At 71.0% G+C, this 15,228-nt stretch carries 13 protein-coding genes; 6 read left to right on the top strand and 7 right to left on the bottom strand.

The features are described from left to right. Positions 1-199 precede the first annotated feature (199 nt). Entirely contained in the window at positions 200-1,177 is a 978-nt protein-coding gene (locus E1281_RS16150) for a M28 family metallopeptidase (RefSeq protein ID WP_131878949.1), read from the bottom strand. 224 nt (positions 1,178-1,401) lie between these two features. Further along, on the bottom strand, positions 1,402-2,430 hold the full coding sequence (locus tag E1281_RS16155) for an alpha/beta hydrolase-fold protein (protein ID WP_131878951.1): 1,029 nt from the start codon (positions 2,428-2,430) through the stop codon (positions 1,402-1,404). 122 nt (positions 2,431-2,552) lie between these two features. Here E1281_RS16155 and E1281_RS16160 point away from each other — a divergent pair, with 122 nt between their 5' ends. Together E1281_RS16160 and E1281_RS16165 are read left to right on the top strand one after the other, a co-directional pair. After that, positions 2,553-3,284, top strand: a complete 732-nt coding sequence (locus E1281_RS16160) for an isocitrate lyase/phosphoenolpyruvate mutase family protein (RefSeq protein WP_131878953.1) — start codon at positions 2,553-2,555, stop codon at positions 3,282-3,284. A 117-nt stretch (positions 3,285-3,401) separates the two neighbouring features. Beyond that, positions 3,402-4,226 carry an oxygenase MpaB family protein gene (locus tag E1281_RS16165; RefSeq protein ID WP_131878955.1) on the top strand — a complete coding sequence of 275 codons (825 nt, stop codon included), beginning with the start codon at positions 3,402-3,404 and terminating at the stop codon, positions 4,224-4,226. Between the two features lie 93 nt (positions 4,227-4,319). Here E1281_RS16165 and E1281_RS16170 read toward each other — a convergent pair whose 3' ends face one another. Next, the gene (locus E1281_RS16170) at positions 4,320-6,071 is read right to left on the bottom strand and encodes a BCCT family transporter (protein WP_131878957.1); all 1,752 of its coding nucleotides are present in this window, start codon (positions 6,069-6,071) and stop codon (positions 4,320-4,322) included. Positions 6,072-6,282: 211 nt separating this feature from the next. On the opposite strand from E1281_RS16170, the gene E1281_RS16175 reads away from it, so the two are divergent. After that, entirely contained in the window at positions 6,283-6,888 is a 606-nt protein-coding gene (locus E1281_RS16175) for a response regulator transcription factor (protein ID WP_131878959.1), read from the top strand. Here the strand turns inward: E1281_RS16175 and E1281_RS16180 are convergent. Continuing rightward, positions 6,829-8,613, bottom strand: a complete 1,785-nt coding sequence (locus tag E1281_RS16180; protein WP_131878961.1) for a histidine kinase — start codon at positions 8,611-8,613, stop codon at positions 6,829-6,831. The genes E1281_RS16175 and E1281_RS16180 overlap by 60 nt on opposite strands. 101 nt (positions 8,614-8,714) lie before the next feature. Here E1281_RS16180 and E1281_RS16185 point away from each other — a divergent pair, with 101 nt between their 5' ends. Further along, a complete protein-coding gene (locus E1281_RS16185; RefSeq protein WP_131878963.1) occupies positions 8,715-10,622 on the top strand; it encodes a serine hydrolase domain-containing protein in 1,908 nt (635 codons plus the stop codon). A 5-nt stretch (positions 10,623-10,627) separates the two neighbouring features. Here E1281_RS16185 and E1281_RS16190 read toward each other — a convergent pair whose 3' ends face one another. Beyond that, positions 10,628-12,058, bottom strand: coding sequence for a pyridoxal-dependent decarboxylase (locus E1281_RS16190; protein ID WP_131878965.1), 1,431 nt, complete (start codon positions 12,056-12,058; stop codon positions 10,628-10,630). A 70-nt stretch (positions 12,059-12,128) separates the two neighbouring features. On the opposite strand from E1281_RS16190, the gene E1281_RS16195 reads away from it, so the two are divergent. After that, positions 12,129-13,073, top strand: coding sequence for a helix-turn-helix domain-containing protein (locus tag E1281_RS16195; protein WP_131878967.1), 945 nt, complete (start codon positions 12,129-12,131; stop codon positions 13,071-13,073). Positions 13,074-13,156: 83 nt separating this feature from the next. Then, complete coding sequence (locus E1281_RS16200) at positions 13,157-13,750, top strand: hypothetical protein (protein ID WP_131878969.1); 594 nt, start codon at positions 13,157-13,159, stop codon at positions 13,748-13,750. A gap of 20 nt (positions 13,751-13,770) precedes the next feature. Here E1281_RS16200 and E1281_RS16205 read toward each other — a convergent pair whose 3' ends face one another. Then, a complete protein-coding gene (locus E1281_RS16205; protein ID WP_131878971.1) occupies positions 13,771-14,577 on the bottom strand; it encodes a phosphotransferase in 807 nt (268 codons plus the stop codon). 20 nt (positions 14,578-14,597) lie between these two features. Continuing rightward, the gene (locus tag E1281_RS16210; RefSeq protein ID WP_131878973.1) at positions 14,598-15,074 is read right to left on the bottom strand and encodes a hypothetical protein; all 477 of its coding nucleotides are present in this window, start codon (positions 15,072-15,074) and stop codon (positions 14,598-14,600) included. Positions 15,075-15,228: the final 154 nt, after the last annotated feature.

Below are 15,228 nucleotides of genomic sequence, written 5' to 3' on the forward strand. Positions count from 1 at the left end.
GCGGTGCGCACGGGGCGGGCCGAGATTCGTCCCGTGCGGCCGCCTGCGGTCAGCCCTGGGGGCGGTGAGGGCCGCCCAGAAAGTGCAGCGCGCCGACCGGCGGGGTGTCAACGGATCCAGCCGCGACTGGATTTTCAATGCGCTGAACGAGCCCGTTCAAAATGCTGAAACCGGCCGCTGAGCTGCGCGGACGCGTCCGCTACCCGGTGCCGCCGCCGAGTGTCCAGACGGCGTTGGCGATGGCGTCGGCGTTGCGGTCCAGGGCCGTGTCGCTGATGTTGGCCGTGGTGTCGCAATAGGCGTGGTAGCACCGGTCGAACGCGACGCTGGCCTGGCCGCCCCACAGTTGCGCCTGCCGGGACGTCTTGCGTCCCTCCGCGCCGGTGAACAGCCCGCCGGCGGGGATGCCGACGCGGATGAACGGGCCGTAGTCGGAGCGTCCGTCGAACGCGGTGTCCTGGACGGGCACGCCGATCGCGGTGAAGTGGCTCCGCAGCACCCGCTCGATCTCCGCGGAGCCCGCGGGGCCGCCGCTGCCGCTGGATCCGTCGCCGTCATAGGCGAAGTAGCCGGCGTTGGGGGAGCCGACCATGTCGAAGTTGAGGTAGCCCCCGATCCTCGACCGCTCGGCTGACGACAGGTTGTTCACGTAGTACGTCGACCCGATGAGGCCGAGCTCCTCGGCGCCCCACCAGGCGAAACGGAGGTGCCGGTCGGGCTGGAGGCCCGCGCGGGCGACGGCGAGCGCGGTCTCCAGGATCGCGGCGGACCCGGAGCCGTTGTCGTTGATGCCGGGACCCGCGGTCACGCCGTCGAGGTGCCCGCCGATCATCAGGGTGTCGTTCGTGTCGCCGCCGGGCCAGTCGGCCAGCAGGTTGTAGCCGGTGGCGCCGCGGTAGCCGAACGACTGGATCGTGGTCTGGAAGCCCGCGGCGTCCAGCCTGCCCTTCACGTAGTCGAGGGAGGCGCGGTATCCGGGACGGCCGTGCGCCCGGTTGCCGCCGTTGGCGTTGGCGATGCTCTGGAACTGCGACAGGTGTGCCTTGACGTTCGCGATCGGGATGTCGGGCGCGGCGGCCCCTGTGGCGGGGGCGGTCGCCGACGCGGCGGCGCCGGGCAGGAGGGCGGCCATCAGCACGGCCGCCGCTCCCAAAGTCGCGATCCTGCGCGGTCTCATGCGGTCCTCCAGTGGGGCCGCCGCCCATCTCGGCGGGGGTGGGATGGGGACTCATCCGGATGAGCTGCCCTGAAGTGCACTCCTCATTGTGGAAAGTGTCAATGAATCCATTTCATATTGGATTTTCAATGTGCCGGGGTTTGTTAATGGAAGTACGGAAAACGGGGTTCACGCAGCGCGAAAGGGCCGGGCCCGGTCGAACCGGCCCGGCCCGGCCTTAGGGGTCAGGGGGCGATGGTGCGGCAGAGCCAGGAGAGGGCGAGCGGGTAGCGGTAGTCGATGCCGCCGTGGCCCGCGTCGAAGAGCTCGAAGTGGATCACGTCGTCCATGACGCCCGCGTCCAGGAGGGCCTGGTGGAACGCCTGCGCGCCGATGTCCAGGTACCACTCGTCGCGCGTCCCGCCGTCGATCCAGATCGCCCGCTGCGAGCGCATCGCCTCGGCGTGCCCGGGGACCATCCGCACCGGGTCCCAGGCCAGCCAGCGCTCCCACACGTCCTGGCGGATCACGCCGTTGACCGGGTCGAACGGCAGCTCGGGCGTGCCGTCGTCGCGCGCGGAGTAGCAGACCGCCATGCCGAGGACGTCGAGCAGGTCCATGTCCTCGGGCTTGGTGAACGCCACGCGCCCCTTGAAGTCGTCCCACCACCGCCAGATGTCGCCGTCGTACTTGCGCAGGTGCCGGACGCACTTGGGGAACTCGGTCAGGTAGCAGTACTCGAACAGCGCGTCGCCCGCGTGCGTCGCGAGCGCCCCGAACAGGTCGGGGCGCAGCATCGGCGTGATCATCGCGCCGTACCCGCCGCTGGACTTGCCGCTGATCGCCCGGTGCCGCGGCGCGTCCAGTGTCCGGTAGCGACCGTCCACCCACGGGACGATCTCGTCGCAGATGTAGGAGTGGTAGCGGCCCGTGCCGGGCGAGTCGACGTACTGGCTGCCGCCGTGCGCGGTCCAGGCGTCCACGAAGACCACGATCGCGGGCGGCGCCTCGCCGGACGCGAACACGGCGTCGGCCGTCTCGGGGAACGTGTGCCGGTAGGGCGTCCTGTTGCGCCAGATCCCGACATGGCCGGTGAATCCGGTGATGACGTACACGCTGGGGTAGCGGCGGTCCGGTTCGTCGTCGTACCCCGGCGGGACGTACACCAGGACGGGGCGCTCGTGCGGATCCCCCAGCGGGTTGCCGCGCAGCAACGCGCTGCTGATGACGTGCTCTTCCAGGCGTCCGGCCAGCTCTTCGGACCACGGTTGCATGCGCTCTCCCTCGTCGCGGGCGATCACCACCTCGACGCTAACCCGGCCCGCCGCCCGCCCGGGGCCGATGTCACGTTCGGCCGGCCTGGCTCGTCCTTCCCGAAAAGGGGAAGGAGCCACCTATGACCGAACACGCCAAACGCCTGCGCGAACTCCACCGGCCCGGCGATCCGCTGCTGCTGCCGAACGTCTGGGACGCCGCGAGCGCGACCACCGTCGAGGAGGCGGGCTTCCCGGCCCTGGCCACCGCGAGCGCCGCCGTCGCCGCCATGCTCGGCTACCCCGACCACGAGGGCGCGCCGGCCGAGGAGATGCTCGCCGCCGCCGGGCGCGTCATCCGAGCCGCGTCCGTCCCCGTGACCGTGGACGCCGAGGCCGGATACGGGTTGCAGCCCGCCGAACTGGTCGAACGCCTGCTCGCCATCGGCGCCGCCGGGTGCAACCTGGAGGACACCTACGCCGGGGAACTCGCCGAGCCCGAGGCGCAGGCCGAGTACCTCGCCGCCGTCCGGGACGCCGCCGGCGACGCCCTGGTGATCAACGCCCGCGCCGACACGTTCGTCAACCAGGTCTCGGACCCGGTGGACGCCGCGATCGCCCGGGGCCGCCTGTACTTCGAGGCCGGCGCCGACTGCGTCTACCCGATCGCTGCGCCTCTGGAGGCCGTCCCAGCCCTGGTGGAGGGCTTGCCGGGGCCGGTCAACGCGAACAACTTCCCGGGCGCCTCGCTCAAGGACCTGGCCACCATGGGCGTGGCCCGCGTCTCCTACGGCCCGATGCCGTTCCTGCAAGGACTGGAGGCTCTCAAGACGTTCGCCACCCGCGTCAAGGCCATGGAGGACCCGTACGCCTGAGATCGTGGTGCGCCGGACATTGTGAGGGCGCCCACTTCCGGGCGCCCTTGCAAGCACTCACTTACGATGGCACAGTGAGACGAAAATCGCCTCTATGTATCAGGGAGTGAGGCTCGTATGACCGAGACCGCCGAGGAGACGTCCACGGGCGTCCTCCAGGACTCCATGAGCGGACTCGCGCTCGCGGCCGCCGCCGCGAACGTCGTCATGCAGCTCGCCCGGCTCCCCATCGGGCACGGCGTCGCCAACAGCACAGTCGACAGCGGCCGTCTCGACAAGCACCCGATCAAGCGGACCCGCACGACCCTCACCTACCTCGCCGTCGCGCTGCTCGGCACCGAGGACGAGCGCAAGAAGCTCCGCCAGGAGGTCAACCGCGCCCACCGGCAGGTCCGCGCCAAGGAGCCCGTCGCCTACAACGCCTTCGACCCCGAACTGCAGCTCTGGGTCGCCGCGTGCCTCTACCAGGGCGTGGAGATCATCCACCGGACCCTGTACGGCGAACCCTCCCCCGAGGAGGTCGCGGAACTCTACCGGGCCGGCGCCCGCCTGGGAACCACCCTCCAGGTCAAGGAGGAGATGTGGCCGGAGGACCGGGAGGCGTTCGAGAAGTACTGGCAGGACGGTCTCAGCAAGATCGAGATGGACGACCTCACCCGCGGCTACCTGCGCGACCTGACCGAACTCCGCTTCGCGCACACGCCGGTGCGCCAGCTCTTCGCGCCCACGAACCGCTTCCTGACCATCGGCTTCCTGCCGCAGCGGTTCCGCGACGAGCTCGGCTACCACTGGACGGCCCGCGACCAGCGCCGCTTCGACCGCGTCACGCGGGTGATGGCCCGCACGAACCGCGTCCTCCCGCGCCCGGCCCGCGAGTTCCCGTTCAACCTCTACCTCCGCGACTTCCGCCGCCGGGTGAGGAAGGGCCGCCCCATCGTCTGACCCGGTCACCCCGTCTGACCCGGTCACCGTCCGCCGCGTGACCGGGGACGGGGCTGATCGGCTCCCATCCCCGGTCGTGTCGGCGCGGCTCGGTCAGCGCGGTATCTGATCGTCGGGTTCGGAGTCGGGGGTCCCGTTGGTGATCGGTTTGATCTCCAGTTCGAAGTCGCCCTGGTGTTCCCGGGTGCCGGTCACCACGGCTTCTTCGAGGACTTCGGCGCCCTTGGTCTGGCGCTGCATGATCGGGTCGCTCCGGACGTCCTTGGCCAGGGAGACACAGAGCAGGATCAGGACGATCGCGAACGGCAGTGCTCCGATGAACGTGATGTTCTGGATGCCGGTCAAGGCCTTGTCGACCTCGTCCGGATTGCCGCTTTCCTTGCTCTCGCCGATCGCGAGCATGATCGCGGCGACGCTACCGGTCATGGCACCCCAGAAGATGACCATCCAGCGGTGCGGGGTGGTCGAGCCCCGCTGCGAGAGCGTGCCCATGACGACCGAGGCCGCGTCCGCTCCGGACACGAAGAAGATCGCGACGAGGATCATCACCACGACCGCGGTGATCCCCGGCCACGGCAGATCGCTGAGCACGTTGAAGGTGATCTGCTCCTCGGTCCCGTTCCCGTACGGGTTGTTGCCGTCCTGCTGGCCCCTGATGGCGGCGCCGCCGAAGATGGCGAACCAGACCAGGCTGACCACGCTGGGCACGATGATCACGCCGGCGACGAACTGGCGGATCGTGCGGCCGCGGCTGATCCGGGCCAGGAACATGCCGACGAACGGCGTCCAGGAGATCCACCACGCCCAGTAGAAGATCGTCCAGGTGGCGAGGTAGGTGTCCATCCGCTCGCCGCCGGTGGCGCCCGAGCGGGAGGCCATCTCGCCGAAGTCCTGGATGTAGACGCCGACCGAGGTGGGCAGCAGTTCGAGGATGAACACCGTCGGGCCGACCACGAACACGAAGAGCGCGAGAGCGGCGGCCAGGACCATGTTGATGTTGGACAGGTACTGGATGCCGCGGGCGATGCCGGAGACGGCCGACACGACGAAGCAGATCGTCAGGACGACGATGATCAGGATGAGGACCGAGGTGCCGAGGCTCTCGATCCAGCCCGCCTCCTGCATCCCGGTGCGGATCTGCAGCGCGCCGATGCCGAGCGAGGCGGCCGAGCCGAACAGGGTGGCGAACAGGGCGAGGATGTCGATGAGCTTGCTGACCGAGCCGGTGGCGCGGCGGCGCCCGAGCAGCGGCGTGAAGGCCGCGCTGACCAGCTGGCTGCGGCCCCGCCGGTAGTGCCCGTACCCGATCGCCAGCCCCAGCACGGCGTAGATCGACCACGGGTGCAGGGTCCAGTGGTAGATGGTGGTCGCCATGGCCGTCTCGACCGCCGCCTCGCTCCGCGCGGGGTCGGTGCCGGGGGGCGGTTCGACGAAGTGCATCAGGGGCTCGGCCGCGCCGAAGAACATCAGCCCGATCCCCATGCCCGCGCTGAACATCATCGCGATCCAGGAGACGGTGCGGAACTCCGGTTCCTCGTCCTCCCGGCCGAGGGGGATCTTGCCGTACTTGCTGAACGCCAGCCACAGCGAGAAGAACACGAACCCGGTCGCCGCGAGGACGAACAGCCAACCCACGTTGGCGAGGAGCCAGTCGAGCGCCGACTGCGCCGAGGTACTGAGGCTGTCGGTCCAGATCGCGCCCCAGAGCACGAACCCCAGGGACAGGATCGCCGTGAAGCCGTAGACGAGCCAGTCGGTACGGGTGCGCCTCCCCTTCTCGAGGGACACCGGGCCGCCCCTGGGTTCCTCGTCCCGGCCGCCGGGCTCACGCGAGATCGTTTTCATGTTGCTCAGTCTTTCCCCAAAGAATCACACTTCAGTTACACGCCGAAGCAATTCGTTCTCGACCTGCGACATCGGGCAGCGTAGTGGTACATGGGCGTCCCCGGGCTCGCGGCACGGCCGGGCGGCCTGCACAATGGAGTGCTGTGATCACTCGGCGTTCGCGGCCGTCCCGGGGAACCGCGCCCTTCCGCGGGACCTGGGAGCCGCGACCATGATCAGCGTGTTGGTGGCCGAGGACATGCACCTGGTCCGCGGGGCGCTCATCGCGCTGCTGGAGCGGGAGGACGACCTGGCGGTCGTCGCCGAGGTCGGGCACGGCGACCGGATCGTCCCGGCGGTGCTCGAACACCGGCCGGACGTCGCCGTCCTCGACGTGGGGATGCCGGGCGTCGACGGGCTGGAGGCGGCCGGGCGGATCGCGGCGGAGCTGCCCGGCTGCCGGGTGCTCGTGGTGACGGGGGCGGCGACGCCGGAGACGCTGCGCCGGGCGCTCGCGGCGGGCGCGGCCGGGTTCATGGTGAAGGACGCGCCGCCGCGGGAACTGGCGGACGCGATCAGGCGGGTGGCGGCGGGCGAGCGGGTCGTCGACCAGGGGCTGGCGGCGCGGGCGCTCACCGCGCCGGAGAACCCGCTGACCGAGCGGGAGCTGGACGTGCTGCGGATGGCGGCGTCCGGCGCGGAGCCCGCCGAGATCGCGGCGTCGTTGCACCTGTCGCGGGGGACGGTCCGCAATTACCTGGGCGCGATCGTCACGAAGCTAGGAGCCCGCAACCGCCTGGACGCGGTCCGGATCGCCGCCGACGCGGGCTGGCTGTAGGGCCGACAGCTCGAACCGGCCGTCCGTCAGGGGGCGGGCGGTGAGCGTCCCGCCGAGCGCGCCGGCCCGCGCGGTCAGGTTCGCCACGCCCTGTCCGGGCTCGCCGGGCGGCCCGGTGCCCGTCCCGTCGTTGCGGACGCGGAGGCGGACCAGGTCGCCGTCGCGGGACGCCTCGATCAGCACGTGCCGCGCCGCGCTGTGCCGCATCACGTTGGTGACGGCCTCGCGGAGGACGATGGCGAGCAAGGCGTCGACCGGTTCCGGGACGGCCAGATCCGCCGGCCAGACCACGCTGACCTCGACGCCGGCGGCGGTCAGCAGATCGCGCGCCGACTCCAGCTCACCGGCGGTCGACAGGCCGGCGCCCGCGTCGTCCGGGATCGCCCGCAGATCGCCGAGTGCCCGCCGGGCGGCGGCGACGACCCCGTCCAACGCGTCATCGACCGCGCCGCCGCCGGCCGCGGCGGGGTCGCCGGGGTCGTCGGGCGCGGTGGGGGCGCGGGTGGCGAGGTCGGCTTTGATCATGATGGTCCACAGGCCGGAGCCGAGCAGGTCGTGGACGTCGCGGGCCATGCGGCGGCGTTCGCGGGCGACGGCCAGCAGCGCCAGGGACATCCGGGCCTCGCGCACCTGGTAGACGAGGTGGGTCAGCAGCGCCAGGCCGAAGAACATCATCGCGCCGCCCGCCGTCTCCGCCGTCCACAGGAGCGCGTCGAGGACGCTTCCGCCGCGGGCCAGGAGCGTCACCGGGACCAGCGCGACATACGCGGTGAACAGCGGCCACGCCCAGCGGGGCCGGTCCGCCAGGACGATCAGGATCCCGCCGGCCGCGAGCCACATGAGCTGCGGGTAGGGGCGTTCGGGCGAGAGCAGCGGCGCGGCGGCGAGGACCGCCTGAACGGGCAGCGTCCAGGCGGCGCGGCGGGGGGCGACGCCGGGCGGGCGCGGACGGACGTGGTGCGCCTGCATCGCGACGACGGCGACGACGTCGGCGATGTAGAGGGCGAGCAGCGCGGGCGGCGGCCCCACCGACACCAGGTAGACGACCGCGATCACCGGATACCAGAGGTGGCCGATGACGACGATGGGCAGCGCGTTCCGAGGTGTCAGGTCGCCGGGTGGCGGCACGGGCGGGGCCGCGACCGGCTCGGGGGCGCGGCGGACCTCGGCTCGCGCGGCGGCGGCGCGTTCCAGGACGGCGTCCGGGCGGCGCTCGGACGCCAGCCGGATGATCTCCGACAGGGCGGTGCCGAGGGCGTTCTCCAGCGCGTCCGACACCCGCGCGCGTTCCACGGCGACGGACCGCGCCGCCAGCTCGCCGCGGGTCGCCGCCAGCTCGTCCCGCAGATCGCTGAGCCGGGTCAGCGCGAACACGAGCAACCCCTGGCACAGCGCGTTGCCCATCGCGTTCAGGCAGGCGTAGAGGTCGGCAGTGTGCAGCGCGCCCGAGGCGGCGACGACTCCGGCGAACAGCGGCCACCGCGCCCGGCGCGGCGCGATGAGCAGGACGGACGCGCCGAGAAACCCCGCGGGGCCGCCGAGCGGGAGGAGGACGGCCTGGGCCGCGAGCGTCCAGTGCCCGTACCGGTCCCGGAACCGCCGGGCCGACGGCAGGCTGTGGAGGAGCTGAAGGGCGAGCATGGCCGCCGTCGCCGGTGCCGGCGCGGGCGCGTCCGGTGCCACCACCAGACCGGCCAGGACCACGGCGATCACGACGGTGGGCATCGGGAGATTCTAGCTTTCTGTCCGGTTCGTGTGTTCTGCATGCCCGGGTGGTGCTTCCCGGCACTGGTGGCCGAGGGGCACGCGCGGCGACCGTGGAGCGCATGAGGAAAGTCCTGTTCACGCTGGTGTGCGCTCTCGCCGCCCTCGCCGCGCTCGCCGTGCCGCCCTCGACCGCGCGGGCCGAGCCGCGCGACGACCTGGCGGGCATCGTGAGCCCCCTCGTGTCCGGGCAGCTCGACGAGAACAAGATCCCCGGTGCGTCCGTCGTCGTCGTGAAGGACGGCCGCACGGTCTTCTCCAAGGGCTACGGCGTCGCGGACGTCAAGGCCCGCACCCCGGTGGAACCGGAACGGACCGCGTTCTTCACCGGCTCGATGGCCAAGGCGTTCACCGCGACGGCCGTGATGCAGCTCGTCCACGACGGCCGCCTTGGCCTGGACGAGGACGTCAACCGCTACCTGACCACCTTCAAGATCAAGGACACCTACCCGGGGAAGCCGGTCACGCTGCGGCACCTGCTCACCTACACGGCCGGGTTCGACGAGAACATGATCGGCGTGGCGGAACGGGACCCGGAGGACGTGGTCCCGCTCGGTGAGGGCGTCGAAGAGCGGCAGCCCGAGCGCGTCCGGCCGCCGGGCACGCGCGTCGCCTACGACAACTACGGGGTGGCGCTCGCCGGGTACGTGGTCGAGGTCGTCTCGAAGCAGCCGTTCGCGAAGTACGTGGACGAGCACATCGTGCGACCGCTCCGCATGTCCGGGACGAGCTTCGCCGTGCCGACCCCGCAGCACATCGAGAAGCGCTTGGCCGAGGGGTACCGTCCGTCCGGTGACGGCTTCACCGCCGACAGCGGCCAGTACGGACCGTGGACGCCGAGCGGTACCGGCCCCGTCACCACCCCCGCCGACATGGGCACGTTCATGATCGCGCAGCTCGCCGGCAGCGAGGCCATCGGCGGCCCCGACGTCACCGAGCCGCTGCGCGCCCGCCACCACACGCACGACGACCGGATGCCCGGCATGGGCCTGACCTTCGAGGAGCGCCCGCGCAACGGCCATCCCCGCTGGTACAAGGACGGCGACGTCCCCGGCTTCCACAGCGTGATGGCGCTGCTGCCGGAGCAGAACGCGGGCGTGTACGTCGTCTACAACGGCGACGGCGCCGAGGGGAACGCGACCTTCCTGGGCCAGCAGGTCATGGACGCGGTGACCGACCACTACGCCCCCGCCGCGTCCCGGCTGACCGGCAAGCCCGCGGGCCTGGGCGGCGACGTAGCGGAGTACGAAGGCACGTACCGGTCGAACCGCACCAGCAACTCCGACCTGACCCGCTTCAACAGCCTGATGACCGGCATCACGGTGACCGCCGGCGAGAACGGCACGCTCACCACGTCCGGCATCTCCCTGGACCCGGACAAGACCACGCAGCACTGGGTGCAGACGCAGCCGGGCCTGTTCACGGAGAAGGACGGACAAGGCCGGATCGCGTTCGTTGGCAAGACGCTCGTCACGACCGCGAACCCAGCCGATTCCTACGACCGCCTGGCCTGGTACGACGAGCCGTCCCTGCATCTCGGCCTGCTGGTCGCCGGGGCCGCCGCGTTCCTGATCGCGTTCTTCGCCTTCCCGGTCGTCGCGGTGGTGCGCGGCGTGCGGCATCGGCCCGTCCACCCGCTGCCCGCCCGCCTGACCCGCACGGCGGCCTGGCTCGCCGCCGCACTCGTCACCGCCTTCCTCACCGGCATGTCTCTGGTGATGTCCGACGGCAACGCCATCATGGAGATGGTCCCGCTCGGTTCACCGGAGCTGACGGCGTTGCCCTACATCGCGACCGCGTCGTTCATAGCCGCGATCCCCCTGGCCGTCGCCGTGGTCGCCGCCTGGTGGAAGGGGTGGTGGGGGAGAACGGGCCGGATCTCCCTGACGCTGCTCGTCCTGGCGTCCGTCCCCTTCTACAAGCTGTGCATCACCTACCACCTGCTGGCCCTGCCCTTCCCGACCGCCTGAACGCCTCACGCTGCGGCCTTCCGCGCGTCGTTCACCGCCTGGACGAGTTCGTTCAGGTCCTCGGGCGTCGTGCGGTGGCTGATGACGCAGGCGCGAAGGGCGGCGCGTCCGTCCAGCCGGACGGGGCTGATCCACGCGCGCCCGCTCTCCACGACGGACCGAGCGAGCGCGTCGTGGTGCTCCTGCGTGGAGTCGTCGGGGTCGGCGAAGCAGACGACGGGGAGGGGGGTGTCGTTGACGATGCGCCACCCGGTGGCCGCGAGGGCTCCGCGGAGGTCGTCCGCCAGGCGGGCGTCACGTTCGAGCTGCTCGGCGTACCCCTCGCGGCCCGCGACGGCGAGGCTGAGGAACAGCTTCAGCCCCATGAAGCGCCGCGACCACTGCTGGCTGGAGGTGTAGGGGTCCACGGTGTCGGGGACGTCGGCCGGCATGTAGGACGTGGTGACCCGGAACGTCTCCGCGATCCCCTCGGCGTCGGTGGACAGCAGAGCGCCCGCGCCCATCGGGACGCTCAGCCACTTGTGCGCGTCCAGCGTGATCGAGTCGGCGCGCTCGATGCCGTCAAGCGCGGGCCGCAACCGGTCCGAGAGCGCCGCCGCACCCCCGTAGGCGGCGTCCGCGTGGAGCCGCAGGCCGAGGTCTCCGCAGAGGTCGGCCAGCTCGTGCAGCGGGTCGATCGCCCCGGCGGCCGTCGTCCCGGCCGTGGCCACGACGAGGAACGGCAGGTCGCCGTTCGCGCGGTCGGCCGCCACCTGCCGGGACAGGTGCGCCGCGTCCATCCGCAGACCATCGGTGGGGACGAGACGGACGGCGTCCCGCCCGATCCCGGTCGCGTGGGCGATCTTCAACCAGGCCAGGTGGCTCTCCGCCGACGCGTACATGACCGGACGGCCCGGCAGCGCCCGCAGCCCCTCGGCGCCGTATCGCGGCCATGTCCGCGTGAGCGCCAGCAGCACGGCGGTCATGTTCGCCTCCGCGCCGCCGCTGGTGAACGACCCGGCCACCGCCTCGGGCGGATAGCCCAGCCGCCCGCCCAGGAACCGCAGCAGATGGGCCTCGATCTCCGCCGCCGCCGGAGCGTGCGACCACGCGGCGAGCTGCGGGTTGAACGCCGCGGCCAGCGTCTCGCCGACGACCCCCATCAGCGTCGGCGTGGGATTGAAGAGCCCGAAGTACCGGGGATGCGTCGTGTGGACGGTCGCCGTACGCAGCAGCTCCGCGACCTCATCGATCACCGCATCGGGACTGGCGGGACGGTCGAAGTCGTACGCGCCGATGACGGCCCTGAGGCGCTGGACGTCGACGGCCGGGCTCACGTCCCTCCCGGCGATCCGCTCGCGCTCGTCCCGGAGCAACTCCACGACCTGGCTCCAAAGCCGGTCGGCCGACTTCTGGGGCGGGTCGAACGAAGCGCGTCCAGTGGGGAAAACGTCCATGCCGCCACTCTCGGCCTCCTGCTGGACGGGGCCAAGTGGCAGGAACGACCATGACCGCTAAATTAGTGACATGCACAAGCTGGCGGTCGCCGTCACCGATGGGGTGCCGATCTTCGAGCTGTCCATCCCGTGCGAGGTGTTCGGATACGAACGCCCGAAGCTGGCCTCCCCCTGGTACGACTTCCGGCTCTGCGCCGCCCCGGGCACCCGGACCGCCGCCGGGTTCGCCCCCGAGGCCCGCCATGGCCTGGACGGACTCGCCGAGGCCGACACCGTCGTCATCCCGGCCTGCGCGAACGTCCTCGACGACCAGCCCGCCGACCTGGTCGAGGCCGTCCGCGCCGCTCACGAGAGCGGTGCCCGGCTCGTGTCGCTGTGCACGGGAGCGTTCGTCCTCGCCGCCGCAGGACTCCTCGACGGACGCCCGGCGACGACGCACTGGATGCACGCCGGCCAACTCGCCGACCGCTTCCCGAAGGTGAGGGTGGACGCGTCCGTCCTCTACATCGACGACGGCGACATCCTGACCAGCGCGGGCACGGCCGCCGGGCTCGACCTGTGCCTGCACGTCGTCCGGACCGACCACGGCGCCGCCGTCGCCGGCGCCCTCGCCAGACGCCTCGTCATGCCCGCGCACCGCCCCGGCGGCCAGGCCCAGTACATCGGCGCGGGAACACCCGTCCAGGAAGCGGACGAGCTGGGCCCCCTCCTCGACTGGGCCCGCCGACATCTGCACGAACCCCTGACCATCGCCGCGCTGGCCCGCCGCGCCAACGTCACTCCCCGCACCCTGATCCGCCGCTTCCACGCCGCGACGGGCACGACACCGATGGCCTGGCTACGCGGCATCCGCATCGACCACGCCCGCGAACTGCTGGAGACGACGTCCCTCCCCGTGGACCAGATCGCCGACCGCACCGGCCTGGGCAGCCCGGCCAACCTCCGCCACCACTTCACCCGCACCGTGGGCGTCCCTCCGACCGCCTACCGCCGCACCTTCTCGTCCACCGCCTGATCTGGCCGGTTCCGGTCTCCGCCGTGTCCAGGGCGGAGTGCCAAGATCCTTTGAGGAATTCACAAGGGAAACGGGGTGCTCTCGTGGACCACGGGCAGGCTGAACTCGCCCTGCGGAAGAGTCGCGGGGCGATCTGGGGGAAAGTGGCCGCCGCGGTCGTGGCCATCGGCGCCCTCGCCGGCGAGATGGCACTCGGGTTCGGTAGGGAGGCGGCCCTGGTCTCGGCCGTCCTGGTCACGGTGCTGCTCGTCGTGCTGGTTTGGGAGGATCATCGCGCCAGGCTCACCCTGACGGCGCACGAGATCGTCGTACGGGACGTGTTCCGGCGGCGGCGCCGGCCTCGGGCGCGCATCGCAAGGATGGTGCGCGCGACGATCCACAGGGTGAACGCCGAATCCGAGGACGCTTTGTTCCTGCTCGACGCGCGAGGCGACGTGCTCCTCAGAGTGTCCGGCACCGACTACAAGACCGAGGATCTCGACCGGCTGGTGGACGCCCTCGGGGTGCCGTGCGACGGTCCTGACCATGAAGTCCGCGCTGCTGAGCTGGACAGCATGCATCCGGGCCTCACTTCGTGGGCCGAGCGCCACCCCGTCCTGCTCGCAATCGTGATCACCGTCGTCTGCCTCGTCGTCATAGCCGCCGTGATAGTCCTCGCCTTCACGTACGGCTGGTAACCGACGGACGCCCCGGGGAGCTACCCCAGCCGGTGATCAGCCCAGCGGCGGGCTGCCGCAGCATGATCGACCGCCCAGGCCGCCGAGTTGGTGCAAAGGTTGAGGTCCCACTTATCTGCGAACACGCGGCAGAACAGGTCGATCGCCGCCGGAGCAGTGGCCGTCCACGAGGGGAACCGCGAGACCCAGCGTTCGGCCTCGGCGACGCTGTGCCCGGCTTTCACCAGCCAAGGGACGAGTAGCGCCAGCTCCACGAAAGCGGCGCCGCGGGCCACGAACGCCCAGTCGACCACATGAACCTCGCCCGTCTCGGTGATGAGGAGGTTGGCCGGGTTGAGGTCGGCGTGCAGTAGCGCGTTACCGGCCAGCGCGGTCACGTCCTCGGCCATGGACTCCCAGCGTCGCTCAATCCGCTTGCCGGCCAGCACATCGGGACATGGGAGCGCCTGGAAGGCGTCGATGACCTTTCCCAAGGACGCCAGGTCGGCGGACCCAGGCGTGAAGTCGGCATGTCGCGCTTGGACGTGATCGAACCCGAGGACGAGCCACCCCGCCGCCTCCACCGTCCAGTGAAGGCGGGGGGCGAACTCGGCGACATGGGGATTGATTGCGCACTCCCAGCGCAGCGACCTGACCTCGGGGCCGTCCAGTTCTGAGGAGACCTTCCGCGCGGCCTTGGCGAAAAGTCGTCCGCGTCCGGTGTGCACGGTGGAAGCGATGTCCGCGTGATTGCCGGTGGGCGCCGGCTCGATGCGATGAATCGAGCCCGTTCGGGTCTCGATGGCCGCACGGACTTCGCTTGGAAGGTCGCACCAGTCGGTACGCATACATCAATCCCCGTGCCTGATCAGACGGTCATCGGCGGCTGCGCGCAGTTCTCCGGACAGCAGGACTTGCCGTCCATCCACCATTCCAGATCGACGCGGTAACCGGTGGCCCGCATCGCCGAGATGGCGCGCTCGGACGCTTGGCCGGAGCGTATGTCCTCGTCCATGATCGGCAGGTGGTGCATGTACCGGCCCGCGACCATGTCGCAGACGGCGGCGAAGGTCCGGGTCCGCATCATCGAACGGTGCCAGATCTTGTCGACGGCGGGCGACGGCGGGAACTTCACCCACCTGGCGGGGTCGCCGTCCACCTCGGCCATGGTGTCGCCCCACGCCTTAAGAAAGACGAGGAACTGCTCGACTCCGTGTTCCGCGTAGGGACGCGTGACCTTGTCGAAGGTCACGACGTCATCGACCATGAGCCGGAACATCTCGGGTGTCACCAGGTCGCGGGGCTCCCTGACGGCGGCGACCGCCCGCTCGGTGGTAATGGTCATCTTGGCCTCCAGCGCGCTCAATTGGATGGGTGCCGCGACCCGGTTGCGCGCACTGCCTGGGATCGCGGAATTCATGTGGTGGTAGGTGCCCACCGCGCGGCTCGCTGGGGGGAGGGCCGCGCGGCGGGACGGCCGGACGTGACCTACCGGAGTC

This window comes from Actinomadura sp. KC345 (genome assembly GCF_004348515.1).
Lineage (GTDB): Bacteria > Actinomycetota > Actinomycetes > Streptosporangiales > Streptosporangiaceae > Spirillospora.